The organism is Arthrobacter sp. R3-55, assembly GCF_054161505.1.
On the sequence record NZ_CP096423.1, the window covers coordinates 142,553 to 167,180 of the forward strand.

28 protein-coding genes and 1 riboswitch are annotated in these 24,628 nt (G+C 63.6%); of the genes, 19 read left to right on the top strand and 9 right to left on the bottom strand.

The window, feature by feature from the left end; all coding sequences use genetic code 11:
* Nucleotides 1–76: 76 nt before the first annotated feature.
* The 4 genes from M1D51_RS00695 to M1D51_RS00710 all read left to right on the top strand — a co-directional run bounded on the left by M1D51_RS00695 (nt 77) and on the right by M1D51_RS00710 (nt 3,658).
* Nucleotides 77–1,291, top strand: coding sequence for a thiolase family protein (locus tag M1D51_RS00695; RefSeq protein WP_458108133.1), 1,215 nt, complete (start codon nt 77–79; stop codon nt 1,289–1,291).
* Nucleotides 1,292–1,305: 14 nt separating this feature from the next.
* Nucleotides 1,306–1,989 (top strand): 3-oxoacid CoA-transferase subunit A, encoded by a 684-nt coding sequence (locus M1D51_RS00700; RefSeq protein WP_458108134.1) that lies wholly within the window; start codon nt 1,306–1,308, stop codon nt 1,987–1,989.
* A gap of 2 nt (nt 1,990–1,991) precedes the next feature.
* Nucleotides 1,992–2,660 (top strand): 3-oxoacid CoA-transferase subunit B, encoded by a 669-nt coding sequence (locus M1D51_RS00705; protein WP_458108135.1) that lies wholly within the window; start codon nt 1,992–1,994, stop codon nt 2,658–2,660.
* A gap of 194 nt (nt 2,661–2,854) precedes the next feature.
* Nucleotides 2,855–3,658 (top strand): IclR family transcriptional regulator domain-containing protein, encoded by an 804-nt coding sequence (locus M1D51_RS00710; RefSeq protein WP_458108136.1) that lies wholly within the window; start codon nt 2,855–2,857, stop codon nt 3,656–3,658.
* A 4-nt stretch (nt 3,659–3,662) separates the two neighbouring features.
* On the opposite strand, the gene M1D51_RS00715 is transcribed toward M1D51_RS00710, so the two are convergent.
* Nucleotides 3,663–4,025 (bottom strand): iron chaperone, encoded by a 363-nt coding sequence (locus M1D51_RS00715; RefSeq protein WP_458108137.1) that lies wholly within the window; start codon nt 4,023–4,025, stop codon nt 3,663–3,665.
* 77 nt (nt 4,026–4,102) lie between these two features.
* Nucleotides 4,103–4,501, bottom strand: coding sequence for a RidA family protein (locus M1D51_RS00720; RefSeq protein WP_024818696.1), 399 nt, complete (start codon nt 4,499–4,501; stop codon nt 4,103–4,105).
* Nucleotides 4,502–4,635: 134 nt separating this feature from the next.
* On the opposite strand from M1D51_RS00720, the gene M1D51_RS00725 reads away from it, so the two are divergent.
* The 7 genes from M1D51_RS00725 to M1D51_RS00755 are packed head-to-tail and all read left to right on the top strand — an operon-like array spanning nt 4,636 to nt 12,809.
* Nucleotides 4,636–5,490, top strand: a complete 855-nt coding sequence (locus M1D51_RS00725) for a fumarylacetoacetate hydrolase family protein (protein ID WP_458108138.1) — start codon at nt 4,636–4,638, stop codon at nt 5,488–5,490.
* A 28-nt stretch (nt 5,491–5,518) separates the two neighbouring features.
* On the top strand, nt 5,519–6,001 hold the full coding sequence (locus M1D51_RS00730; RefSeq protein WP_026541145.1) for a cupin domain-containing protein: 483 nt from the start codon (nt 5,519–5,521) through the stop codon (nt 5,999–6,001).
* Nucleotides 6,002–6,004: 3 nt separating this feature from the next.
* Nucleotides 6,005–6,877, top strand: coding sequence for an acyl-CoA thioesterase (locus tag M1D51_RS00735; RefSeq protein WP_458108139.1), 873 nt, complete (start codon nt 6,005–6,007; stop codon nt 6,875–6,877).
* 58 nt (nt 6,878–6,935) lie between these two features.
* Nucleotides 6,936–8,630 (top strand): AMP-binding protein, encoded by a 1,695-nt coding sequence (locus M1D51_RS00740; RefSeq protein ID WP_172324179.1) that lies wholly within the window; start codon nt 6,936–6,938, stop codon nt 8,628–8,630.
* 14 nt (nt 8,631–8,644) lie between these two features.
* Nucleotides 8,645–11,035, top strand: a complete 2,391-nt coding sequence (locus tag M1D51_RS00745; RefSeq protein ID WP_458108140.1) for a bifunctional salicylyl-CoA 5-hydroxylase/oxidoreductase — start codon at nt 8,645–8,647, stop codon at nt 11,033–11,035.
* Between the two features lie 2 nt (nt 11,036–11,037).
* Nucleotides 11,038–12,396, top strand: coding sequence for an MFS transporter (locus tag M1D51_RS00750; protein WP_458108141.1), 1,359 nt, complete (start codon nt 11,038–11,040; stop codon nt 12,394–12,396).
* 8 nt (nt 12,397–12,404) lie between these two features.
* Entirely contained in the window at nt 12,405–12,809 is a 405-nt protein-coding gene (locus M1D51_RS00755) for an acyl-CoA thioesterase (RefSeq protein ID WP_458108142.1), read from the top strand.
* Nucleotides 12,810–12,888: 79 nt separating this feature from the next.
* On the opposite strand, the gene M1D51_RS00760 is transcribed toward M1D51_RS00755, so the two are convergent.
* A complete protein-coding gene (locus M1D51_RS00760) occupies nt 12,889–13,422 on the bottom strand; it encodes a hypothetical protein (RefSeq protein ID WP_458108143.1) in 534 nt (177 codons plus the stop codon).
* 193 nt (nt 13,423–13,615) lie between these two features.
* Here M1D51_RS00760 and M1D51_RS00765 point away from each other — a divergent pair, with 193 nt between their 5' ends.
* Together M1D51_RS00765 and M1D51_RS00770 are read left to right on the top strand one after the other, a co-directional pair.
* A complete protein-coding gene (locus tag M1D51_RS00765; RefSeq protein ID WP_458108144.1) occupies nt 13,616–13,996 on the top strand; it encodes a hypothetical protein in 381 nt (126 codons plus the stop codon).
* A gap of 143 nt (nt 13,997–14,139) precedes the next feature.
* Nucleotides 14,140–15,024 carry a PaaX family transcriptional regulator gene (locus M1D51_RS00770; RefSeq protein ID WP_458108145.1) on the top strand — a complete coding sequence of 295 codons (885 nt, stop codon included), beginning with the start codon at nt 14,140–14,142 and terminating at the stop codon, nt 15,022–15,024.
* On the opposite strand, the gene M1D51_RS00775 is transcribed toward M1D51_RS00770, so the two are convergent.
* Together M1D51_RS00775 and M1D51_RS00780 are read right to left on the bottom strand one after the other, a co-directional pair.
* Nucleotides 15,025–15,807 carry a VOC family protein gene (locus M1D51_RS00775; RefSeq protein ID WP_458108146.1) on the bottom strand — a complete coding sequence of 261 codons (783 nt, stop codon included), beginning with the start codon at nt 15,805–15,807 and terminating at the stop codon, nt 15,025–15,027.
* A gap of 211 nt (nt 15,808–16,018) precedes the next feature.
* Entirely contained in the window at nt 16,019–16,660 is a 642-nt protein-coding gene (locus M1D51_RS00780) for an NADPH-dependent F420 reductase (protein ID WP_458108147.1), read from the bottom strand.
* 114 nt (nt 16,661–16,774) lie between these two features.
* Between M1D51_RS00780 and M1D51_RS00785 the strand changes: the two genes are divergently transcribed.
* Together M1D51_RS00785 and M1D51_RS00790 are read left to right on the top strand one after the other, a co-directional pair.
* Nucleotides 16,775–17,056: a hypothetical protein gene (locus M1D51_RS00785; RefSeq protein ID WP_253951649.1), complete on the top strand. Its 282-nt coding sequence runs from the start codon at nt 16,775–16,777 to the stop codon at nt 17,054–17,056.
* Complete coding sequence (locus tag M1D51_RS00790) at nt 17,046–17,744, top strand: HAD family hydrolase (protein ID WP_458108148.1); 699 nt, start codon at nt 17,046–17,048, stop codon at nt 17,742–17,744. Before M1D51_RS00785 ends, M1D51_RS00790 begins: the two co-directional genes overlap by 11 nt.
* 169 nt (nt 17,745–17,913) lie before the next feature.
* On the opposite strand, the gene M1D51_RS00795 is transcribed toward M1D51_RS00790, so the two are convergent.
* Nucleotides 17,914–18,363 carry a hypothetical protein gene (locus M1D51_RS00795; protein WP_458108149.1) on the bottom strand — a complete coding sequence of 150 codons (450 nt, stop codon included), beginning with the start codon at nt 18,361–18,363 and terminating at the stop codon, nt 17,914–17,916.
* A 124-nt stretch (nt 18,364–18,487) separates the two neighbouring features.
* Nucleotides 18,488–19,099, bottom strand: a complete 612-nt coding sequence (locus M1D51_RS00800) for an NADPH-dependent FMN reductase (protein ID WP_458108150.1) — start codon at nt 19,097–19,099, stop codon at nt 18,488–18,490.
* A gap of 198 nt (nt 19,100–19,297) precedes the next feature.
* On the opposite strand from M1D51_RS00800, the gene M1D51_RS00805 reads away from it, so the two are divergent.
* From M1D51_RS00805 to M1D51_RS00820, 4 genes are all read left to right on the top strand, one after another.
* Nucleotides 19,298–20,494, top strand: coding sequence for a Re/Si-specific NAD(P)(+) transhydrogenase subunit alpha (locus M1D51_RS00805; RefSeq protein WP_458108151.1), 1,197 nt, complete (start codon nt 19,298–19,300; stop codon nt 20,492–20,494).
* Nucleotides 20,494–20,910 carry an NAD(P) transhydrogenase subunit alpha gene (locus tag M1D51_RS00810; protein WP_458108152.1) on the top strand — a complete coding sequence of 139 codons (417 nt, stop codon included), beginning with the start codon at nt 20,494–20,496 and terminating at the stop codon, nt 20,908–20,910. Before M1D51_RS00805 ends, M1D51_RS00810 begins: the two co-directional genes overlap by 1 nt.
* Nucleotides 20,907–22,280 (top strand): NAD(P)(+) transhydrogenase (Re/Si-specific) subunit beta, encoded by a 1,374-nt coding sequence (locus tag M1D51_RS00815; protein ID WP_458108153.1) that lies wholly within the window; start codon nt 20,907–20,909, stop codon nt 22,278–22,280. The genes M1D51_RS00810 and M1D51_RS00815 overlap by 4 nt, the downstream gene beginning before the upstream one ends.
* Nucleotides 22,281–22,364: 84 nt before the next feature.
* Entirely contained in the window at nt 22,365–22,619 is a 255-nt protein-coding gene (locus tag M1D51_RS00820) for a hypothetical protein (RefSeq protein ID WP_172325358.1), read from the top strand.
* A gap of 28 nt (nt 22,620–22,647) precedes the next feature.
* On the opposite strand, the gene M1D51_RS00825 is transcribed toward M1D51_RS00820, so the two are convergent.
* Together M1D51_RS00825 and mscL are read right to left on the bottom strand one after the other, a co-directional pair.
* On the bottom strand, nt 22,648–23,562 hold the full coding sequence (locus M1D51_RS00825) for an amino acid-binding protein (RefSeq protein WP_458108154.1): 915 nt from the start codon (nt 23,560–23,562) through the stop codon (nt 22,648–22,650).
* Nucleotides 23,563–23,713: 151 nt separating this feature from the next.
* Nucleotides 23,714–24,172: a large conductance mechanosensitive channel protein MscL gene (gene mscL / locus M1D51_RS00830; RefSeq protein ID WP_172325968.1), complete on the bottom strand. Its 459-nt coding sequence runs from the start codon at nt 24,170–24,172 to the stop codon at nt 23,714–23,716.
* 247 nt (nt 24,173–24,419) lie between these two features.
* Nucleotides 24,420–24,518: riboswitch (glycine riboswitch) on the top strand.
* The last annotated feature ends 110 nt before the right edge of the window (nt 24,519–24,628 follow it).

Consider the following 24,628-nt stretch of genomic DNA (forward strand, 5'->3'; position numbering starts at 1 on the left):
AACAGCAAACGTCCCATTGGGGGCTCATAGCGACGTTTGCTGTTACTCAGTTGGGAAAGAGAACAAAGGAAAACCCATGAATCAGGCTTTTGTGTACGACGCCGTGCGCACGCCCTTCGGCAAGTTCGGCTCCGGCCTTGCTGCTGTCCGCCCCGATGACCTTGCCGCCCACGTGGTCCGCGAGTCCGTAAAGCGTGCTCCCGGCCTGGATGTCGAGAGGATCGACGAGGTGGTGTTCGGCAACGCCAACGGTGCCGGCGAGGAAAACCGCAACGTTGCCCGCATGGCCACGCTGCTGGCCGGGCTCCCGGTCTCTATTCCGGGGACCACGGTGAACCGTCTGTGCGGTTCCTCCCTGGACGCGGCCATCATTGCTTCGAGGCAGATCAACGCCGGCGACGCCGACCTCATGCTCGTAGGCGGCGCCGAATCCATGTCCCGTGCGCCCTGGGTCCTCCCGAAGACCTCCAAACCGTACCCGGCCGGTGACATGACGCTCGCGTCCACCACGTTGGGCTGGCGTTTGGTGAACCCTGCCATGAACAAGGACTGGACCATCTCCCTGGGCGAGGCCACCGAGCGCCTGCGCGAGAAGTACGGCATCACCCGGGAACGCCAGGATGCTTTTGCAGCGGATTCACATAATCTGGCCGATGCTGCGTGGCACGAAGGCTTCTACGATTCTTTGGTGACACAGGTTCCGGGCACGGATCTGGTCCGTGATGAGGGTATCCGCGCTGGTTCTTCCGCGGAGAAGCTGGGAGGTTTGAAGACGGTCTTCCGTCCCGAGGCTGACGGGCCCGACGGCGGTACGGTCACCGCCGGGAATGCCTCGCCGTTGTCTGATGGTGCTTCGGCTGCATGGATCGGTTCGGAGGCTGCTTCTGGGCTGCTGGGCATGGAGCCCCTGGCCCGCATCGCCGGCCGCGGTGCGCACGGCAACGATCCCCAGTTCTTCGGGTTCGCCCCGGTGGAGGCCGCAAACAAGGCCCTCGCAAAGGCGGGCATCGGCTGGGACCAAGTTGGCGCCGTCGAACTTAACGAAGCGTTCGCCGCCCAATCGCTGGCGTGCGTTGACGCGTGGGGGATCGATCCCGCGATCGTGAACCAGCACGGCGGTGCGATCGCGATGGGTCACCCGCTCGGTGCCTCCGGTACCCGTATTCTCGGTACGCTCGCCCGTTCACTGCAGGCGTCCGGGCAGCGTTGGGGCGTTGCGGCAATCTGCATCGGCGTGGGCCAGGGTCTGGCGGTTGTGTTGGAGAACGTCACTGCCGGCGCATCGGCATAAGAAGGGGTTGAGTCATGCTGAATTTCATTGACACTGTTGGCGAGGCTGTCGCCGGCATCAAGGACGGCTCCACGGTGATGATCGGCGGGTTCGGCAACGCCGGGCAGCCGTTCGAACTGATCGATGCCCTCATGGATTGCGGCGCCAAGGACCTCACGGTGGTGAACAACAACGCCGGCCAGGGCGATCAGGGCCTGGCGCTGCTGATCAAGGAAGGCCGGGTCCGCAAGATGATCTGCTCCTTCCCGCGGCAGTCCGATTCCTGGCACTTCGATGCCAAGTTCCACGCCGGCGAGATCGAGCTGGAGCTGGTCCCGCAGGGCAACCTGGCTGAGCGGATCCGCGCCGCGGGCGCTGGAATTGGTGGATTCTTCACGCCCACCGGCTACGGCACCACGCTGGCCGAGGGCAAGGAAACCAGGCTGCTGGACGGCAAGTGGCAGGTGTTCGAAACACCAATCCACGCCGATGTTGCCCTGATCAAAGCACTCAAGGCCGACGGCAAGGGCAACCTGGTGTACCGCAAGACAGCCCGGAACTTCGGGCCCATCATGGCTGCCGCTGCCAAGCACACCATCGTGCAGGTCTCGGAGATCGTGCCTACCGGTTCCCTGGATCCGGAGAACGTGGTGACCCCGGGAATTTACGTCAACAGCGTGGTCCGCGTCGGCGGTTCCAACGCAGAACAGGTGGCCTGATCATGAGCACCCAAACCAGCCTCCAGACCTCCGAAAAGCCGCTGGGCCGCGACGAACTCGCACAACTGGTGGCCCGCGACATCGTCCCCGGATCCTTCGTGAACCTGGGCATCGGCCAGCCAACACTCGTGTCCAACTACCTCACCGAGGAACAGAACATCACGCTCCACACGGAGAACGGGATGCTCGGAATGGGCCCGGCCGCTGTTGGGGATGACGTCGATGGTGACTTGATCAATGCCGGGAAGATTCCCGTCACGGAACTGCCCGGGGCCTCTTACTTCCATCACGCCGACTCGTTCGCGATCATGCGCGGCGGACACCTGGACATCTGCGTGCTCGGCGCCTTCCAGGTTTCCGCAACGGGTGACCTCGCCAACTGGCACACCGGCGCACCGGACGCCATCCCCGCCGTCGGAGGTGCCATGGACCTCGCCACGGGGGCCAAGGACGTGTTTGTGATGATGACTTTGCTGACGCGAGAGGGCGTGTCCAAGCTCGTGGAGCAGTGCACCTACCCGCTCACCGGCGTCGGCTGCGTCACCCGCGTGTACACGGACAAAGCTGTTTTCCTGACAGGGTCCGACGGCGTCACCGTCCGTGAGACGTTCGGTTGCACCTTCGAGGAAATCCAGGAGCTCGTACCGCTTCCGCTGAAGAAGGCAGAGTAGGCCCCGCAAGTTGGGCGCCCCTCGTTGTGGGGCCCGCTTTGCGTGCTTGATCCCGGGTTTGGGGCGCAGAGTAGGCCCCGCAAGTTGGGCGCCCCTCGTTGTGGGGCCCGCTTTGCGTGCGTGATTCCGGGTTTGGGGCGCAGAGTAGGCCCCGCAAGTTGGGAGCCCCGCAACGCAATCTAGGATTGGTAACCATGACCGACTCCACAGTTACCCCGCAGGCCAGCGACCAGTACGTCCAGTCGCTGGCCCGGGGTCTCGCTGTGATCAGGGCCTTCGACGCAAACAACCCGGTGATGACGCTCAGCGAAGTCGCAGCCCGCACGGACCTGACCCGCGCAACTGCCCGGAGGTTCCTGCACACCCTGGTTGAGCTCGGCTACGTTCGTACTGATGGCAAGACGTTCGCACTCACGGCGAAGGTGCTGCAGCTTGGCTACTCGTATCTCTCCGCGCTTTCCCTGCCCCAGCTCGCCCAGCCGCACCTGGAGCAACTGAGCCTGAAACTGGGGGAGTCGACGTCGGCAGCGGTCCTCGACGGCCCGGATATCTTCTACGTTGCCCGCGTCGCCACCCGCCGGATCATGAACGTCGGCATCACCGTCGGCACCCGCTTCCCGGCGTATGCCACCTCCATGGGCCGAGTGCTGCTGGCCGGATTGCCGCAGGCCAAGCTGGAGGCATACCTCACGACGGCGGAACTCACCCCGCTCACGCCGCGAACCGTGGCCAGCGTGCCCGACTTGAGGGCCGCCGTCGAGCATGTCCGTGCGCAAGGCTGGTGCTTGCTGGACCAGGAGCTGGAGATCGGGCTGATGTCCATCGCGGCTCCGGTGTGGAACCACAACAACGGCGACAACGTGGCTGCGATCAACGTGTCCCTGCAGGCCCAGGCCGTCGCGGCCCAGCCCGACCCGGAGAAGTACCTGGATTCTGTCCGGGCCGAAGTGGTGGCCACAGCCAAGGCGATCTCGCAGGACGTGTCGGCGAAGCACTAACCGGCTACTTCCGAATCGACGCCAGCCGCGTCTCCAGGATCCGCCGCACCATCGAGTCCGGCACGGGGTTGTCCGCCGAGAACCGCAACGTCCCCGGCGACCACGAATAACCCCCAAGCTCCTCCGACATCTCCGGCAGGATCTGCCCGCTGAACGGGTACAGGGCCAGGTGTTTCTTGGTTTCCTGCACGCTGAGGAAGCCCTTGCCGTCAACCAGCAGCGCGGGCATCCCGTAGCTGACACCCTCTTCGGCGTCCGGGGCCAACTCGCGGGCGATCCCCACAATCCGCTCCAGGATTGCTCGGTTGGCCTCAGTGACGCCCTCAAGATATTCGGTGACGGTTCCCATGGCCCAATCCTGCGCCATACACGGGAGTTTTTGTACAGCTAATGACCTTTAGAAGCGGTTTTAGGGGCGGTATCTGTACAAAAACTCCAGAGTGTTTAGCGCTCGGGAATCACCGCGATGCCCTGAATTTCGATCAGGGCCTCTTTCTGCCACAGCCGTGTGACGCCGATGCCGGCCATCGCCGGATACTGGGAGCCGGCCATTTCACGCCAGATGCGTCCGATTTCGCGGCCGTTGGCCATGTAGTCGTCCACGTCAGTGAGGTAGATGGTGACGTTGACCAGGTCTTCAGGCTGTCCGCCGGCCTCGCGCAGGGTGGTGATGACGTTGGAGAACGCCTGCGTGAACTGCTCCACGATGCCGCCGGGAACGATGTTCATGTTCTTGTCCAAGGCAGTCTGCCCGCCCAGGAAAACGGTATTGCCGGCCAGGATGCCGTGCGCAAAGCCCGATGGCTTGGGCAGCGATTCCGGGTTGATCGTTGTGTGGCTCATGCTGTTCCTCCTCGTTGTGGCAACTGCAAAAACTTTTGGAAAGCCTCTGTGCAGATCATTTCCGCCGTGCTACGTTGAGCATATGTGACGATCGTAAAAAAGTCGACACATCACAAAACTCGAAGGGAACCGCAATGAAACTCGCCACCTTGCGCACGGCCAATGGAGGTACGACGGCGGCACTCGCCACGGGCGCCGACTCCTACCTCACGCTGCCCGCTACTGACGTCGGGGCCCTGTTGGCCCTGCCGGAATGGCGGAACGTGGTGAAAGAGGCCGCAGCATCCAAGGAGCAGAAAGTCATCGCAGCCGGTGAAGCCGACCTGGCGCCGCTCCTTCCCCGCGCAGGGAAAGTCATCTGCTGCGGACTGAATTACGGAGACCACATTCAGGAAATGGGCCGGGAACTGCCCGAGTACCCCACGCTGTTTGCCAAGTACGCGGACACGCTCGTAGGAGCCAACGACCCCGTGGAAGTCCAGGGCAGCGGCCGCGTCGACTGGGAAGCCGAGCTGGCCGTCGTCGTCGGAACTGAGCTGTACCGGGCGGACGAAGACGAGGCCCGCGAGGCAATCGCCGGCTACACAGTCGCCAACGACGTTTCCATGCGCGACTGGCAGAGCCGGACGCTGCAGTGGTTCCAGGGCAAGGCCTGGGACGGCACCACCCCCGTGGGCCCGGTCTTGGTCACGGCGGACGAATCCGGTCACGAGTTCGAGGTCCGCGGCTACGTCAACGGCGAGCTGGTGCAGCAGGGGAATACCAGCACGTTGGTGTTCGGTCCGGCGCAGCTCCTGTCCTACATTTCGCAGTTCACCGTCCTGCGTCCCGGCGACCTCGTCCTCACGGGTACGCCCGGGGGAGTGGGGATGGGAATGACCCCGCCGCGCTACCTCAACGACGGCGACGTCCTCATCACTGAAATCGACGGGATCGGCCGGTTGGAGAACCAGTTCCGAATCCACGCCTCAGTTCCAGCCAACGCCTGAACGTCACACCACACCAAAGGAGAACCCCATGAGCCAGAGCACCACTGAATACGTCCTCGAAGGCGACAACTCCATCTACGCGCAAGCTGACGGCAAGGTGGTCCCTGTGGTCACCCGTGCCGGCGCGGAAGACACCAATACGGCACAGTCCGGCGATTGCATCCGCGTCTCCGGCGTGAGTATCCAGCACACCCCGGCAACCAAGATCTGGTTCGGCCAGGTGTCCAACACCCCCGGCTACCGCTCGCTCCCGCACCACCACGGTGAGGCCGAAACCGGTGGCTACGTGCTTCGCGGCCACGGCCGGATCTACTTCGGCGAGAACTACTCCGAGTTCCTTGACATGAAGGCCGGCGACTGGGTTTTCGTGCCGCCGTTCATGCCCCACGTGGAGGCCAACATGTCTGTCACCGAAGAACTCGTATGGCTGACGGCCCGCACGCCGGAGAACCTCGTGGTCAACCTCGAGGATGTCGCAGACGAAACCCTCGCCGACTACCGCCGGGCCTAAGCCATGATCACTGGAACCCTGACCTCGGAGACCTTCCTCAAGGCCATGGAGCTCACGCCCGTAACGGCCGAAGTATTCGATGAGGCGTATGAAGCAACCACCCAGTACGTGCCTTGGCCAAAAGCCTACGGTGGAGACATGGTGGCGCAGGCAGCAGCGGCCATGATGCGCTCGGTGGGTGCCGACCGGATCCTGCATTCGATGCACAGCTACTTCATGCGTCCAGTGGATATCGGTTCCAGCGTCCGTTACGAAGTGGAACATTTGCGGGACGGCCGCGGGTACTCCACCCGCACGGTTCGCGGTTTCCAGAACGGCAAACCCGTCTATGCCGCCATGGGTTCCTTCCAGGTTCCCGAAGAGGGACCGGACTTCCAGCCGGAGGCCCCTGCCGCCGTCGAGCCTGAATCGCTGCGGACGGCAGCTGAAGCACTGGACGGGGTCGAGGGCGCGGCGGCAGACTATTGGTCCACGGGGCGAAGCTTCGATATGCGGCATATTCCCGGACCGGTATACATCGATCTCGAGGGCGGTGCGGTGCCTCAACAAGCCATCTGGGTCAAGGCGTTTGATGCCCTGCCCGACGACGTCGACCTCCACCGCGCCGCTCTCGCCTACGTCTGCGATTACACGATTTTGGAGCCGTTGCTCCGCGTGAACGGGCTCAATTGGTCCAGCCCCGGACTCGCCACCGCCAGCCTGGACCACTCCATGTGGTTCCACCGCGACGGTCGGGCCGACGAATGGGTGCTCTACGCCCAGGACGCCATTTCCGCTCAAAGCAACAGGGGCCTGGCCATGGGCCGCTTCTTTGACCGCCAAGGACGACTCCTCGCCACAGTCGCCCAAGAGGGCATGATCCGGCCCGGCGCCTAGATAGCTTTCCACCTCCCCAACCATCAGCTTCAACGACGCACCACTGAAAGGAACGGCCATGAGCATGATGCCATCGGCCCACGTGGACACGTTCACCCGCGACCACCTGCCGCCCGCCGATACCTGGCCTGCGCTTGAATTCACCCTCCCTGAACTCCACTACCCGGAACGGCTTAACGCTGCTGCGGTACTGATCGACGACGCTGTCGAACAGTACGGCGCAGACCGCCCCGCCCTGTGGACCCCTGACGGCTCGGTCTGGACCTATGGTCAGCTCCAGCAGCGTTCCAACCAGGTGGCCCAGGTCCTCACCGAAGACCTTGGTGTTGTGCCGGGAAACCGCGTGTTGCTGCGCGGGCCGAACAACCCCTGGATCGTTGCTGCCTGGCTCGGTGTGCTGAAAGCGGGAGCCGTGGTGGTCACCACTATGCCCATGCTGCGCTCCACCGAGGTCTCCACCCTGATCGCCCTCACCAAGCCGGTGGTGGCCATCTCCGATCACCGGTTTGTGGATGAGCTCAAGGTCGCTGCCGGGGACGCGGTACAGGTCCTCACGTACGGCGCCGGCAACGGGTTCGACGACGACGGCGACCTCACCTCCCGCTGCGGGCATAAGAGCGGCATGTTCACGGCTGTGGATACCTCAGCGGACGACGTTGCCCTGCTGGGCCCGACGTCGGGCACCACCGGTGTGCCCAAGGTGACCATGCACTTCCACCGGGACATCCTGGCTAACGCGGACACCTTCGCCCGGCACATCCTGCAGCCCACGTCGGACGACGTCTTCGCCGGTTCGCCGCCGCTGGCCTTCACGTTTGGCCTGGGCGGACTGGTGGTCTTCCCGCTCCGATTCGGCGCGTCCTCACTCCTGACGGAGAAGGCCGGCCCCGTGGAACTCGCGGAAAACGCGGCCGCGGCAGGGGCCACCATCCTTTTCACCGCGCCCACTGCATACAGGGCCATCCTGAAAGAGAAGCGCGGCGATCTCCTCCGTGGCCTTCGCATCGCAGTCTCCGCAGGTGAGCACCTCTCCAAGGAAACCTGGGAAGCAGTGCATGAGGCGACGGGTTTGCGGTTGGTCAACGGCATCGGTGCCACGGAGATGCTGCACGTCTTCATCTCCGCTGCCGGGGACGACATCCGGCCCGGGACCACAGGACGCGCTGTTCCGGGATTCCGGGCCACCATCCTGGACGAGGACGGCAACGAGCTAGGCCCCGGGAACATCGGACGCCTGGCCGTCATAGGTCCCACCGGATGCCGGTACCTGGACGATGCCCGCCAAGCGAACTACGTGGTCCAGGGCTGGAACGTCACGGGCGATACGTTCGGCATGGATGCCGACGGGTACTTCACGTACCAGGCGCGCTCGGACAACATGATCGTCTCATCCGGGTACAACATCGGTGCGCCAGAGGTTGAAACGGCCATTGACCAGCACCCTGACGTTGTGGAAAACGCCGTGATCGGAGTCCCTGACGAGGAGCGCGGAAGCATCGTCTGCGCGTTCATCGTCCTGCGTGAAGGCGTCACCGGCGACGCCGCCAAACGCAAGGAAATCCAGGACTTCGTCAAGCAAACCATCGCCCCGTACAAGTACCCGCGGGACGTCCGCTTCGTTACCGAACTTCCGCGCAATCCCAGCGGCAAGCTCCAGCATTTCAAGCTCCGCGACAAGGTCCTCGCTGAGGATGCCACCACCAACGCGAGCCAGACCGAACAACTTACCCCTGCCGGCCAGAGCCAGGCCTGAGAAGGAGCAACACCATGAAAATCGCAATTGTTGGAGGCGGCCCCGGCGGCCTCTACTTCGCAGCACTGATGAAGCAGCTGGATCCGTCACACGACATCACCCTCTGGGAACGCAACGCTGCCAGCGATACCTTTGGTTTCGGCGTCGTATTTTCCGATGAGACGCTGGGCGGCATCGGTAATGCTGACCCGGTGGTGGCGGAATACATGAGCCGCCGCTTTGCCCGTTGGTCCGATATCGACATCCACTTCCGTGGCGAGATGATGACGGTGGGCGGCCAAGGCTTCGCTGCCATGAGCCGCAAGGAACTGCTGGAACTGCTCCAGCGCCGCTGCATCGAACTGAACGTGGACGTGCGTTTCAGCACCCTGGCCCCGGCCGTTGAGGAACTCGAAGCCAATTACGATCTTGTTCTTGCTGCGGACGGCATCAATTCCCAGATCCGCGCCAAATACGCTGACTCGTTCAAGCCGAACCTGGACATGCGGACCAACAAGTTCATGTGGCTCGGCACGGACCAGGTATTCGAGGCCTTCAAGTTCTTCGTGAAGGAAACCGAGTGGGGCGTCATGCAGATCCACGGTTACCCGTACTCGGATGAGGGCTCCACGTTTATCGTGGAAATGCACCAGGACGTGTGGCACGCTGCCGGCTTCGATGAGACCGCCAACGAGGTCTTCCCTCCCGGTGTCTCGGATGAGAAGGCAATCGCCAAGATCCGTGAGATCTTCGCCGAGGAACTGAACGGCTACGAGGTCCTCACCAACAACTCCAAGTGGATCAACTTCACCACGGTCCGGAACGAGAACTGGCGCCACAACAACGTGGTCCTGCTGGGCGACGCAGCCCACACGGCCCACTTCTCCATCGGTTCCGGCACCAAGCTGGCCATGGAAGACTCGTTGGCGCTGGCCGCTTGCCTGCACGAGCACGCAGACGTCGAGTCCGCCCTGGCAGCCTATGAGGCCGAGCGCCGGCCGGTTGTGGCGTCCACACAGCGGGCAGCCCAGGCATCCCTTGAGTGGTTCGAGCGGATCGGGCAGTACAAGGACCAGGACCCCACCCAGTTTGCGTTCAATCTGCTCACCCGCAGCCGCCGCATCACCCAGGAGAACCTGCGCCTGCGTGATCCCGAGTTCGCGGAGGCCGTGGATCGCGGCTTCGCTTCCTCACAGGGACGCTCAGAGGTTGCTCCGGCAATGTTCCAGCCCTTCCGTATCGGTGGGCTGGAGCTGAAGAACCGGATCGTGGTGTCCCCGATGGATATGTACTCCGCCACGGATGGCATTCCCGGTGACTTCCACAAGGTCCACCTCGGTTCCAAGGCCCTGGGCGGCGCCGGTTTGGTCATGACCGAGATGGTCTGTGTCTCCGAGACCGGCCGGATCACCCCGGGTTGCAGCGGCCTGTACACGGACGAACAGCGGGACAGTTGGAAGGAGATCGTGGACTTCGTTCACGGCCGTTCCACTGCCAAGATCGGCGCCCAGCTGGGTCACTCAGGCCGCAAGGGCTCCACCAAGCTCATGTGGGAGGGCATCGACCAGCCGCTCGAGTCCGGCAACTGGACCGCCGTCGGCCCTTCTGCGCTGCCGTACAGCCCCGAAAACCAGACCCCTGTGGAGCTGGACCGCGCGGGGATGGATGCCATCAAGGCTGAGTTCGTCGCTTCCGCTGTCCGTGCGGACGAGGCCGGTTTCGACCTCCTGGAAATCCACGCCGCCCACGGCTACCTGCTCTCCTCCTTCCTCTCGCCGGTGTCCAACAAGCGGACCGACGAGTACGGTGGCAGCTTGGAGAACCGGCTGCGGTTCCCGCTGGAAGTGTTCGACGCCGTTCGCGCGGCTTGGCCGGCCGGCAAGCCGGTGACGGTGCGCATCTCCGCCACGGACTGGATCGAGGGTGGCAACACATCGGACGATTCCGTGGCAATAGCCCGGGCTTTTGTTGAGCATGGCGCTGCCGGACTGGATGTTTCCACCGGCCAGGTGGCCAAGGAAGAGAAGCCCGCCTTCGGCCGCAGCTACCAGACGCCGTTCGCGGACCGCATTCGTCAGGAAGTCGCCGCTCCGGCAGGCGTGGCGGTGATCGCCGTCGGTGCCATCTCCACTTACGACGACGTGAACTCGATCCTCCTCGCGGGCCGGGCTGACCTGATCGCCCTGGGCCGTACCCACCTTTACGATCCCCAGTGGACGCTGCACGCTGCCGCCGAACAGGAGTACCAAGGCCCCGGTGCCGAGTGGATTCCGCAGTTCCGCGCTGGTCGTCGTAAGCCACCGAGCTCGCGTACTGACGCCGTTCGTCCCCGCTTGTCGCTGCTCAAGGAAGCAGACATTGAAGAGGTCAATACCCACCTGCGCTGGACTCCCGAGTCCGCCACGGCATCTGTGCTGGTGAAGTAGCCATGGCAACTGCACCCGTCAACGACTGGAACGTCCCCAAGAAGACCACCGGCCTGGTGTTGTTCTGCTGCTGGCTCGCGATCCTCGCAGAAGGTTACGACGTCGGCGTCCTGGGAGCCATCCTTCCCGCCCTCGCCGAATACAAGGAATGGAACCTTAGCCCGCTCGCCCTCGGAGGCCTCGGCTCATATGCCCTGATCGGCATGCTTATCGGAGCCTTGTTCATCGGTACGCTCAGTGACCTTGTGGGCCGCAAGAAGATGCTCCTGGCTTCCATGGCAATCTTCACGCTCACCCAGGCGGGCGCTGCATGGGCTCCGACGCCGGAGCTCTTCGGCCTGTTCCGGCTGATCGGCGGCTTGGGCATGGGCGGTGTCATTCCGGTGGCAGCGGCCCTGACCATCGAATACTCGGCCCCGAACAAGCGCTCGTACAACTACGGCCTCATGTATTCCGGCTACTCGCTGGGCATCGTGGCAGCCGCCCTCGCCGCCTTGTTCGTCCTGCCCATGGGCGGCTGGCGTGCGGTGGTTGCGATCGGTGCAGCACCGGTGGTCCTGATTCCCATCATCTGGAAGTTCCTGCCTGAATCCTTGGAATTCCTGGAGACAAAGGGCCGGAAGTCCGAGGCCAAGGCCTTGGCTGCCAAGCTGAACATCGCCAACTACAGGCCTGTTGTTCCCGTGGCTCCTGCTGCTGGCGTCCAAGCAGACCCGTGGTGGAAGACCATCACCACCATGTTCTCCCGTAAGTACCTGCGCTCCACTGTGTTCTTTTGGATCTCGCTTTTCTGCGGTTTGGTCCTGGTCTACGGCCTGAACACCTGGCTGCCGAGCATTATGAAGAAGGCCGGCTACGATCTCGGCTCTTCCTTGACGTTCCTCCTGGTCTTCAGCCTCGCATCCGCAATCGGCGGCCTGCTCCTGGGCCGTGCTGCTGACAAATACGGCAAGAAGCTCATCCTGGTGGTGTTCTACATCCTGGGCGGCCTGGGGATCATGCTGCTGGTTTTCCCCAACACCATGGTGGTCAACCTGCTGTTCGTGGCATTCGCGGGTGTCGGTTCCATCTCCACATCGCTGGTCCTAACCGGTTACATCGCCGACTACTACCCGGCCAAGGTCCGCGGTACGGCGACGGGCTGGGCCTTGAGCTTCGCCCGGCTGGGTGCCATCTCCGGACCGTTGATCGGTGGGTGGATCGCCGGCTCCAAGTTGCCTTTCGAGGCTAACTTTGCGATCTTCGCAGGCATCGCAGTGCTCGCCGCCGGAGCAGTGGCGATGATTCCCAAGCCACAACCCGAGGTGCCCGTTGCCGCCGTCGACGTTGACCCCGACGACGCAACCGTCAGCGCCCGTTAGGCGTGATCGTGGACAGGTTTCGGGAGGCGAGCGTCGAGCGAACGGTGGAATGGGTGGATACCGACGCCTCCGGACACCAGCACAACTCGGCAATCCTGCGGTGGGTGGAGGCTGCGGAAGCTGAACTTTTCCGCAGCCTGGAGTTGCCGGACTATTTTCCGAATGCTCCGCGGGTACAGCAAGTGATCAACTACAAGGCCAAGCTGTGGTTCGGCCAGCGCATCACCGCCACGGTGAAGATTCAGGCGCTCGGCCGGACCTCGCTGACCATGGCTTTCGATGTAACGTCCGACGCCGGTGACGTCGCCGCGTATGGGACGGTCACCACGGTGCACGTTCCCAACGGCGGGACGGCTGCCCAGCCGTGGCCGGAGCATCTGATCCGGGCCGTCGGGGCTGTGCAAGAGTCCTAAACGCCCACGAGACGGCAGATAACACCAATGTTGGAGGGGGTGGTGTTAACTGCCGTCTCGGCGTCAGGGGTGGGTCGGTTTAGCGCAGGCCCTTAAGGATGTTCTTGGGCCGCTGCATCTCACCGTGCTTGGCCCCCAGGATGATCACCCAGGCTGCGAAGGCCGGGATGGCCCACTGGAGTGCTTTCAGCTGCGTTTGGGCGGCCTTCAATTCATCCGATGCCCCGGCACGCGGTTCGGTGGCACCCTCGGCGCCTTCCTCCGAGAGCTCATCAACCTTCTTGCCCACAACGCCGGCGTACAGGGTGACGGCGGCTCCGGCCAACGTCACCACTGTCTTGTAGATGGTGTTGGCGGCGACGCTGTCCTGCTTGGCGATCCGACCTTTGTTTTCCCAAGCGATGGCCAGATCCGAGGCCAGGTGGCCGGCGAAAGCTGCTGTCTGAACGGGAGCCCACTTGCCCCAGCCCTTGCTGGAAAGTCGGGTTCGCTCGGTGGGATCTTTGGCTTCAGCTGCCGCGCCGTTCAGTCCGATGGCTCCCATCAGCGAGCCGCCGAACCAGGCTGCGGCTGTGAGGTCGTGAATGGAGCGGGCTACGAGATTTCCTGCCATGATGTGCTTCCTATCGTTGATACGGAAAGGACCTTTCGAGGCGATGTCAGCCTCTAAACAGCGTGCTTCTATAGTAAGCATGCTTACTAAGATGCGGCTAGCTGGAGCGGGTCTTTGGGGTTTGGGCGATGGTTCCGTTGACGTTCATGCCAGGTTCGCCGATACGGTGGCGCCCCACGGTTACGCTTAGCGGGTGGAGCAGCTCTACGCGATTTCTGCGTGCATAATTCTTGGTTGTTTGGCCGTTTTTCAGGTGGCCCTGGTGGCTGGCGCGCCCCTTGGGCGGTTCGCCTGGGGTGGGCAGCACGATGTCCTGCCGCAGAAGCTCAGGGTAGGCAGCGTGGTCTCGGTAGTGCTCTACGCCCTCTTCGGCTACACGGCGTTGGCCAAGGCGGAGCTGGTACCTGCGCTCATCAGCGAAGGCTTCACCGACGTCTTTATGTGGGTACTTACTGCCTACTTCACCGTGGGCGTGTTCATGAACGCGATCTCCCGGAGCAAGCCTGAGCGCTTTGTCATGACCCCGGTGGCGTTGGTCCTGGCCGTTCTCTTCCTGCTTCTTTCCTTGGGTTGATCCCGAACGCCTTGCGAGACTCCAGTTAACCCCCATGTTGTGCCGGCGCATGGGGGTGTGCTGCCAATCGGCGGGGACTAGCAGCGAACCTATGATGAACTGGACTGGCGCCTGATTGGGGGCGCGGAAATGAGGCTCTTTCGATGTTCGCCGTCCCGGCACCCCCGGTGCGCCACCAGCAGCTGCTTGTTACGATCTTCGGCCTCTACGGCCGGAACGCGGGAGATGCCTTGCCGGTCTCTGCGCTGATCTCCATGCTGGGCTCCCTCGGCTACGATGCTCCGGGTGTGCGGTCCTCGGTCTCCAGGCTCAAAGCCAAGGGCGTGCTCAAGAGTGTCCGCGAGGGCGGGATTGCCAAATACAAGATTTCCGAGTCCATCAGCGATGTGTTCCGTGAAGGTGACCGCCGGATCTTCGCACCCGAACCGCCCGCCCCGGTAGATACCTGGGTGCTCGCTGTTTTTTCAGTTCCTGAGTCCATGCGAAACCGCAGGCACCAGCTGCGTTCCGCCTTGCTGGCCCTGGGTTTCGGTTCGGTGGCCAACGGGGTGTGGATTGCCCCGGCGCACAAGCTGGAGCAAGCCCGGGAGCGGCTCACTGCAGGTGGGCTGATTGAGTTCGTGGACCTGTTCCGGAGCGACTACGTTTTTGACGGCCCCATGCGGCCCAAAATCTCCGAATGGTGGGACCTCAAGGAGCTCGATGAGCAATTCACCGAGTTCCTTGGGCTCTACGAAGATGCGGAACAGCAATGGACCGGGAGGGTGGGCGACGATCCCGAAAGGGCGCTGGCCGAGTCCACCGAGGAGCTACGGCGCGACGCCTTCCGCTATTACATTCCGATGCTCACCATGTGGCGGAAGTTCCCCTACCGGGACCCCAATCTGCCCACGGACTACCTCCCACCTGAGTGGCACGGGCCCGCGGTCCGCAGGACGTTCCAGGCAGTTCATCGCCTGGCCGCTCCCTTGGCCGCGGCCCATGCGCATGAGGTCATCGCAGAAGCGCTGGACCCCGCGGCGGCATGACTAGTCGCTGGTCCGCGGTGCATCAATGACACCGAACACTTCACCCTGCGGTGCCCGGACCACCACCATCCGCCCCAGTGCGCTTTCCTCCACCGGGCCCAGCAAGGTGGCGCCAAGCTCCACTGCCCGGGTGGCGGTGCCGGCAACGTAATCGCTGGCGAACCAGGTCATCCAGTGATTCGGGGTGTGATCGGGAAGTGCGGTGTCGTGGTGAATACCGCCCACTTCCCGGCCATCCAGTGGCCGGCGGACCGTGGAGTAGATGAGACCTTCTTCCGTGACGTCCTGGTAGCTGACATCAAAGACCTTCGAGTAAAAAGATCGGGCGGCAGTGTAATCGCGGGTATGCAGTTCGTTCCAGCACAGGGTGCCGTGCTCGTTGACGCGCTCGGCTCCGATGTGCGTGCCGGCCTGCCAGATCCCGAACGCTGCACCACCGCTGTCAGCGGCCAGGGCCATGCGGCCGGAGTCCATCACATCAAAGGGAGCTGCAAGGAGCTGCCCTCCGGCCGCGTCGATCTTCTTGGCCGTGAGATCAACATCGTCAGAGGCCAGGAAGGTGGTCCAGGCTGTGGGCGTGGCCGGATCCTGCTTCGGCCCCAGTCCGGCCACAGTGCGGCCCCTGAGTTGAGCCAGCTGGTAGTCCCCGGCGTCCTGCCCGCCTGAAGCGAAGTCCCAGCCGAAAAGGTCTGCGTAGAAGGCTTTTGCGGCGGGGAGGTCATCCACTCCCAGGTCCACCCACATGGGGGTTGCGGCGGGCCAGGTCGAAATCTTCGTGGACATGGGACTCCTCGGGTCGTGGCGCTGGGGGCGGGACTGCCTCCCCAGGCGCTCGATGCGCCGAGCGCCCGAGGAAGCAGCCACCCATAAAGTGCCACTCGGGCCCGATTCATGACACTGTTTTCATCAACTTTTCAGGGCACCGTGCCGTGTGCCTGCCCACATCAACCGGCGGGCGGGCGTGAGCCGCCCGCCCGCCGTCGTGCTCCAAGGGTTAGACCGTGCGGGTCGCCTTGGCGAGGTTGTCCTGAAGTTCGACGGCGGTCTGCCGGATGACGTACGCGGGGCGGTCGCGCTCAACGCGCCAGCTGTCTTCCAGCGGGCCGACGTTGACGGTGTCGAAGCCGAATTCGTCGTAGAGCTTGGTGACGAGCCCGGCGGCTTCCGGGAAGTCGCTGGAGGTGGCGAGGGCGCGGCGGTTGGGCGTGCCGGCCGGGGCGCCGTCGGTGGTGATGTCCTGGGCGAGGATGTGGTTGAAGCCCTTGGCTACCTTGGAGGTGGGGAGGTGCTTCTGGAGCAGGCCGGAGGTGGTGGCCTCGCCGTTGTCCAGCTCCGGAATGCGGCCGTCGCGCTCCCAGTAATAGTTGTTGGTGTCGATGACGATCTTGCCCTCGAGCGGCTCAGTCGGGATGTCTTGATAGTTCTTGAGGGGAACGGTCACGACGGCGAAATCACCCGCCGCTGCTGCTTCGGCTGCTGTCGCGGCCCGAGCGCGTGGCCCCAGTTCGGCCACCAGTTCGCCGAGGGTTTCCGGCCCGCGGGAGTTGCTGATGACTACGTCGTAGCCAAGTTCAACCGCTTTGCGGGCGACCTGGCTGCCAATGTGTCCTGCACCGATGATTCCAATTGTTGTCATGCAGTGGACAACAAGAAGTTGCACACGCCTCATTCCCGCGTTACAAAATATGTCGATCGGCCGTATACTAAGGAGTCTTACTAGTGGGGAAGTTGTTGAGACGAGGAGGTCGGTATGGCCGGTCATTTGGAACTGGTGGAGACCCCTGATGGAGGATTTCGCATCCTGGTGTTGGACGGCGGAGACGCGCTGATGGGTCTTTCGAAGCGCTTTTCTTCGCTGGACGATGCCGTTGAGGGTGTCGCCGCCATGAGGGAAGTAGCGGGCACCGGGCTGCTGCGAACGGGGTCCACGGAGCGGTATGAAGTACTCATGCAGGAGGCGTCCGATCATGAACCGGCTCCGATGGGCGTGAGCGCAGGGGCCGGGCCGAAGGCGGACACCTGTGGGAGCTGATTCAAAGGCATCAAAGCGGCGTGGAGTCCTCTTTGACGTGGACGGGACGCTGATTGACTCCAGCTATTTCCATGCCATGGCGTGGTGGCAGGCCTTTCGTCGCGAAGGCTTGGACATCGAGATGTCAGCCATCCACCGGCGCGTGGGCATGGGAGGCGACAGGCTGATCCAAAGCCTCCTGCCCGAGTGCTCCGAGGACCTGCAGGAAGACCTGAAGAACGCCCACAGCGCGGTTTTTGCGACGTTCTGGCCGACGCTTCGGTCGTTCGACTCTGTCCGGGACCTTCTCTCGGCATGCTCCGACGCCGGACTCGCCGTCGGCTTGGCGTCGTCAGCACAACAGCGCGACCTTGAGGTCAGCCGGCACATCCTCGACGCCGGATCATCGATCGATGCCTGGACCAGCTCAAACGATGCCAAGGAAAGTAAGCCCGCGCCGGACATCCTCATAGCCTGCCTGGAGAAACTTGACGTCAGCCCGGAGGACGCGGTCTTTGTGGGCGACGCAGTATGGGACGTGAAGGCTGGAGCGGCAATCGGCATGCCCGTGATCGCCCTGACCTGCGGCGGAATCAGTGAGGCGGAATTGCGTGACGCAGGTGCCGCGGAGGTCTACGACAATCCGCGGCACCTGCTGGAGCACCTGGAATCCAGCGTCATTGGCCGGCTCGCAGCGGGAACGCTTTAGGCCTGGCTGGTTGCTTGGCCTGCCGGCATGCTTGGCTTACGCGCATGCCTGGCTTACCCGCATGCCTGGCTTACCCGCATGCCTGGCCTGATCATATGTCTGGTTCGGCTGCATTCCTGATCCGCTGATCCGGCTGATCCGGCTGATCCGCTGATCCCGGGCCGGACGATCAGCGGGGTGTATCGCTGATGCCCTTGTCCCGTCCGCGCCGGTTGCGGGCGGTCCAGATGATCAAGGCGATGATGATGACGGCCGCCACGGCAGCCAGCACCCACGGCGTGGCGTCTGTACGGGTCTGCTCCTGGGGATCGGACTCTCCCGTCCCTGGGTTGGCGGGCCCGCTGCCTGCGGGGTTCGGCGTGCTGGGCGCGCCGGACGAAGGCGCCGGGTTGGTTGGCGTTTGTGTTGAGGGCCCGGACGGATTGGTGGAATCCGGGGTGGGCGTCGGCGTCGTAGCGGCTACATTGCCTTGGGCCGCACTCATTTGCGCCGTGTTCATTTGCGCCGTGCTCATTTGCGCCGTGCCGGCGTGGGCGGCGTTGGCAGCAACCGTGGTGGACAGCATGGACCCTGCGCAAAGGGCCAACGCCGCGGCGGTGGTGGCTAGTCTTCGAAACATCGTTACCTCCAAGGGTTTAGGGCGTGGTCACGAATCCTCATACTAGTAAGGATACTGACTAAGCTGCGGAGGTGGGTGTTTTTCGTGGGTGCCGCCCTAAAACAGGAGCGGCACCCCGCCGGCACTAACGGGTGAGCTTGGCGGAATCCGGCTCCTGGTCCCCGATGTGGCCGGGCGCATTGGCGGCGAGGACACGCTGCACGAACGCGCTGTATTCCTCCATGTAATGCCGCAACAAGGAAGCGGTTCCTTCATCCTTAACTGAACCGTCGTCGTCGTACGCGTCTGCGACGAAGCGGATATAAGCCTCAGGTGCGTTCAGCTGCGGCGCGTCCAGGAAGCTCAACACGCTGCGCATGGACGACTGCATCACGGCGGTCCCGATGCCGCCCGGCGATGCGCCGATGATTCCGGTGGGTTTCCGGGCGAACGAGTTGGTGCCCCAGGGGCGGGAACCCCAGTCGATGGCATTCTTCAAGGCGCCCGGGATGGAACGGTTGTATTCCGGGGAGATGAAGAGGATGCCGTCCGATGCCGCGATCGCATCCTTCAGTTCGCGGCCCGCCGCCGGGAAGTCGGCGTCGTAATCGGAGCTGTAGAGCGGAAGGTCCTTGATGGCGATCTCGTGGAACTCGAGCTCCGGGGGCGCAACGCTGATGAGGGCCTTGGAGAGGACCCGATTGATGGAATTGCTTGCCAGGCTACCCACGAAGTAACCGATTTTGAAGGTGTCCATAGTGGCGTTCCTTTCCGACGGCGCGGCCGGAACCGGCTCGTCGACGGTGTGGTGGCTGGTTGCTTCCAGCTTCCACCGACCCTAGTGGAGTTGTGCACATAGCGCAGCCCCCTACTCCCGCGCAGACCCTTGCAGTCATAGACTCATGCCAACTGGTTCAGAGGAGAGTCCGGGAGAGTTCGGGAAGAGGGGTGGCGGGTGAAAGCAGGCATTGCGCGCGAGGCGCTCGACGGCGAGCGACGTGTGGCCGCCACGCCGGAAACGGTCAAGCAATTGGCGGGCCTGGGCCTTGAAGTGGAAATCGAATCCGGGGCCGGATTAGCCGCCGGACACAGTGACGATGAGTACGGCCGAGCAGGCGCCTCCGTGGTGCAGTCCCTGGATCTGGGGGCCCTGGATGTTTACTGCCACGTCCGTCCCATGACACCGTCGACGGCGGGAGCCCTCCGCCGGGGGTCGGTCACCGTGGGTTTGGGATCACCGTCCTCGGAATTGCCCACCGTGCGCGCGCTCGCCGCCGGCGGGATCACGTCCTTTGCCCTCGAACTGGTTCCCCGGATATCCCGCGCCCAATCCATGGACGCCCTGACGTCCCAAGCCTTGGTGGCGGGGTATCGGTGCGTCCTTGAGGCGGCCATGCGCCTGCCCCGGTTCTTCCCGCTGTATATGACCGCGGCGGGGACCATCCCACCAGCCCGGGTGCTGGTGCTGGGCGCAGGTGTTGCCGGCTTGCAGGCAATTGGAACTGCGAAACGGCTCGGCGCCCGGGTCTCCGCTAACGACATTCGACCCGCCTCGGCAGACGAAGTAGCGTCCATGGGCGGGACGTTCATCAAACTGGACCTCGAAAACGCTGAGGCCTCCGGTGGATACGCCCGGGAACTCAGTGCAGACCGCGGCGCCTTGCAACGGGCACTCCTGACACCGCACGTTGCCCAGTCGGACGTGTTGATTACAACGGCCGCGGTTCCCGGCAGGCGCGCACCCCTGCTGGTTAGCCGGGACATGGTGCAGGGCATGAAACCGGGCTCCGTGGTGGTGGACCTGGCTGCCGAATCCGGCGGCAACGTTGAGGGAAGCATCCCGGGGCAGGACATTCCCGTCCCCACGGCCGACGGCCAAGGCGTTGTCACACTGGTGGGGATCAAGGACGCTGCCTCCGCGATGCCCGCAGACGCCTCCCGCCTCTACGCCAAGAACGTGGCCAACCTGCTGGCCCTGATGACCCGCGACGGCGTGGTCAGCCCGGACTTCGATGACGAAGTAGTGGCGGGTACTTGCCTCACGCACCTCGGCGAAGTCCGGCACCCACCCACCGCGGAGGCACTCACGGCGCTCGCAGGCGAGACAGCACCCTTTGGCTCTACCCGCCCCGGAACTGAAGGAGTGCGCTGATGGATGGCATGAGCCTGTTGACGATCACTGTGCTGGCAGTGTTTGTGGGCTTCGAGGTTGTTTCCAAAGTCTCCAGCACCCTGCACACGCCCCTCATGTCCGGGGCCAACGCGATCCACGGCATCATCCTGGTGGGCGCCATCATCGTTGCCGGGCAGGCCGCAGATCCGTGGGTTCTGGCGGTCGCCCTTTTGGCTGTAGTCCTTGCCACGGCCAACCTCGTGGGCGGGTTTGTGGTGACCGACCGCATGCTGGAGATGTTCCGCGGAAGGCAGCGGCCGCCGTCGAACGTTGGTGCGGGCAGCCCCGGAAGCACTGGCAGCCCCGGCAGCGCGGGCAGTCCCGGCAGCGCTGGCAGCCCTGGTTCCGGAGGTGGCACCCCGCGGGACGCCGCGGCTAAGGAGCGCCGTCCGTGACCCTGCTCAACCCCACTTGGACTGCACTCCTTTACCTGGCCGCAGCCGCGTGCTTCATCCTCGCCCTCAAGGGCCTCAATTCACCACGTACCGCGCGGCGCGGGAACCTGATTGGAGCCCTCGGCGCCCTGGTGGCCGTGGTCACGGTGTTCCTCTCCGTCAAGCTGGACAACATCCCCTGGATACTGGGAGCCATCGCCGTCGGTTCCGGCGTGGCAGCGCCCGTGGCCCGCAGGGTGCAGATGACGCAGATGCCCCAGCTCGTGGCACTCTTCAACGGTGTAGGTGGTGGGGCTGCGGCACTCGTGGCGTTGCTGGAACTTTCCCACACAGATGAGCCCTGGGTTCGACTGGCCATCGTTTTCACGCTGCTGGTGGGTGCCGTGTCATTCGCCGGTTCCGGGGTCACTTTTGCCAAGCTTCAGGGGCTTATGACCACCAGGCCTGTGACCTTCCCCGGCCTGCCCGTCCTGATGGCCGTGGTGCTGTTGGCTGCCGTGGGAGCCGGGGTTGTGGTGATCCTGAATGGCTCGCTCGTGCTGGCGTTGGTCCTGTTGGTTTTGGGTCTGGTTGCCGGAATCCTGTTGGTGCTGCCCGTAGGCGGTGCCGATGTTCCGATTGTCATCTCCCTCCTGAATGCCTTCACCGGCTTGGCAGTCGCGGCATCGGGGCTGGTGCTGGGCAATGTACTCCTTCTTGTGGCCGGCACGCTGGTTGGGGCGTCGGGCACCATCCTGACCCGGGCCATGGCCGCGGCGATGGGGCGAAGCGTTGCCGGCATCATGTTCGGTGCCTTCAAGGGCGGCTCCACGGCCGGGTCCACAGCCGTGAGCGAACGGCCGGTTCGATCCTCCAGTGCAGAAGACGTGGCAGTGCTGCTCGGTTATGCGCAGCGGGTCATTATTGTGCCGGGATACGGCCTGGCGGTCGCCCAAGGGCAGCACACCGCAGCCGAGCTCGCCTCAGCCCTGGAAGCGCGGGGGATCGAAGTCGACTTCGCCATCCATCCGGTGGCAGGAAGAATGCCGGGGCATATGAATGTCCTGCTGGCTGAAGCCAACGTGCCCTACGAGTCGCTTAAGGAAATGGGCGAGATCAACTCCGAGTTCAAGACTGCCGATGTTGCCTTGGTGGTGGGCGCCAACGACGTCGTCAACCCTGCCGCGAAGACCACCCCTGGCTCGCCCATCTACGGAATGCCCATCCTTGAAGTGGCCGACGCCCGGCAGGTGGTGTTCCTCAAACGCTCCATGCGCCCCGGGTTTGCCGGTATTGAAAACGAACTCCTTTACGAACCGCAAACCACCCTGCTGTTCGGAGATGCCAAGGATTCCCTGACCAAGGTCCTGGGCGCAGTGAAGGGACTCTAGCGAAAGTCCCCCGAATCGCGTCATGTACTGAGCCGTGGCGGCACAAGTCTTTACAGGAAGCTTGTAACGGCTAGGAGTAATGACGTGCAGGACAGTAAGAAGAAGCCGACACCCGGGCCGCGCTTCGCCGAAGCAGAAGGCCGGGCTGTGACCAATTGGCGGATCCTCGTGGGCCAAACGGTCCAGGTGTGGCGGTACAACGAGGTTGTGGACCAGGGCTGCGTGGAGTCCGTGACCTACGACGGCAGGGTGCTCTGGCTTGCCCAAAGCGGGCCCATAGAGCGGCGCCTGGTGGAGAAAGAACGCGGAACCGGTCTCCGGATACGGATGCTGGACTGAACGCTTTTCCGGGCCGAACGGCGCAATCCTAGGCTGACTTCACGCTGCTCAAGAAATTCGAAGAAGACTGAGCAGCCGGAGTGTGCGCCAAAATCTCCGCGAGCTCAGCCAGCCTGTGTGCACGCGCGGACTCTGCGGGCGAGAACGGCTCGCCCGGCCGCGAAAAGACCAACGGACCGTGCCAGGCCGTTGGGATCTTGAGGATGTCAGTTGAGGGCCCGACGCCGGTAGCCGCCTGGGGTGCGGACCGCTCGGGGTCCATGGGGTCTACTTTGGCGGAAAGAAGTTCGGCCACGGCGAGTGGAAGTTCCTGCGGGTTTACGGCCACACGGGTGGCGAGGCTCAGTGCTTTGGTTTGACCGTCGGCCATGGCCAACGCGGTGGTGGGCCAAACGTGCGACTCAAGCCCGCCGCCGTCGTGCAGTGCCTTCAAAAGATCCAGCTCGGTGACTTCACCGGGGGCAGAAAGGACAAATTCATCCATCACCGTTCCGCCGGGGTCAGTGGCGGCATGGCCAGTCCCAGTGATGGGGTGGATGTGAAGGCTGAGGATGTTGCTGTTCAGCTTGGCCAGGGCGTGGGTGACTTTTTGCAGCGACCCCGGCTGATCAGGCAGTACGGTCCGCGCGCGCCACAAAGAAGGTGCCATGTTCAAAGTGCGTCGGTGGCGGAGGGCCGGCGCGTGCAACCATCGCCGGAGAACCTTGGAGGCCGAAGGCTCGGCCACCCAGATGACCAGCACGGTGGCGGTGACCGCGAGGAGCAGAACCTTGGCCACATACGGCAGCTGGGTTCCCACCACGGCAGCATGAACCAGCAGTTCAATGGGAAGCATCACTGCAATGTTCGCAAGAGTGAGCCGGGCCTTGGGCGGTTCGGGCAGCTGACCGCAGGCATCACAAAGGAGATCCGCGGTGACGGGAGTGCTCGGGTTGCGCTTCATGATTTCATGCTGCCCTGCCACTGTTTCGGGCCGATTGCCTGAGCGTCACGTTCCGGGGGCGGGCAGGTTTCTGCGGATGCGCCATAACGCAAGAACCCGGCGTCCTCGTGGGAGAACGCCGGGCTCCGGCCAAGCAGCACGGATGCTGCGCTTAGCGGGTGCGGTCGGAATCGAAGTCCGGGTCCGAGGCCTGGCTTGCGTTGCGCGCGGCAGCGGCATCCTTGAGGAGATCGCGGATTTCGGCAAGAAGGGCGGTGTCCGCAGGCAGCGGCTCTTCCTCGGGTTCCTCAGTGGAGAGGCGGTCCTTGACCAGGGAATTGATCTTGTTCATGGGCGCCACGAAGATGAAGTACACCACGGCAGCGGTGATCACGAACGTCACCAGTGCGGTCAGTACGGCGCCGAAATCGACGAACGTTGCCGGGTTGTTCTCCCAGATTTTGAAGCCCAGGCCCTCGGCATTCATGCCGCCGGCGGCTGCGATCACGGGATTGATGATGTGGTTGGTGAAAGCTCCGACGAGTGCGGTGAACGCACTGCCGATAACTACGGCGATAGCCAGCTCGATCACGTTGCCGCGAAGTATGAAGTCCTTGAAACCCTTGAACATGGATGGTCCTCCGAATAGGTGCAATGTCTGCCTCCAGCAGAGATCAAACTACCACTCGGTGGTTTCCAGCTGGTGTACCCGGGATGTGGAAGAGGGTTGGCGGGAAGGGGCCGGGATGTGGAAGAGGGTTGGCGGGAAGGGGCCGGGATGTGGAAGAGGGTTGGCGGGAGTAGCTGCACCTTGCTTGCGCTTTTTCGCGGGAAGCGGCTATGGTGTGAAGCGTGTCACGAAAGTGACGCAACGCTTTTGATCTGCGGCGGGAGAGTCCTGCCGGTACATCCAGTCAGGCGCCGTAGGAGCAAATCCTCCCCAGGAATCTCTCAGGCCCATGTACCGCCGCGGTTAGGCAACTCTGGAAAGCAGTCCGGGTAACCGGGCTCACCGACGGTGCAAGCAGACGGCATGTGGAAACACAGTCTGCGGAATCTCTCAGGTCCAATACAGAGCGGGGAGGAA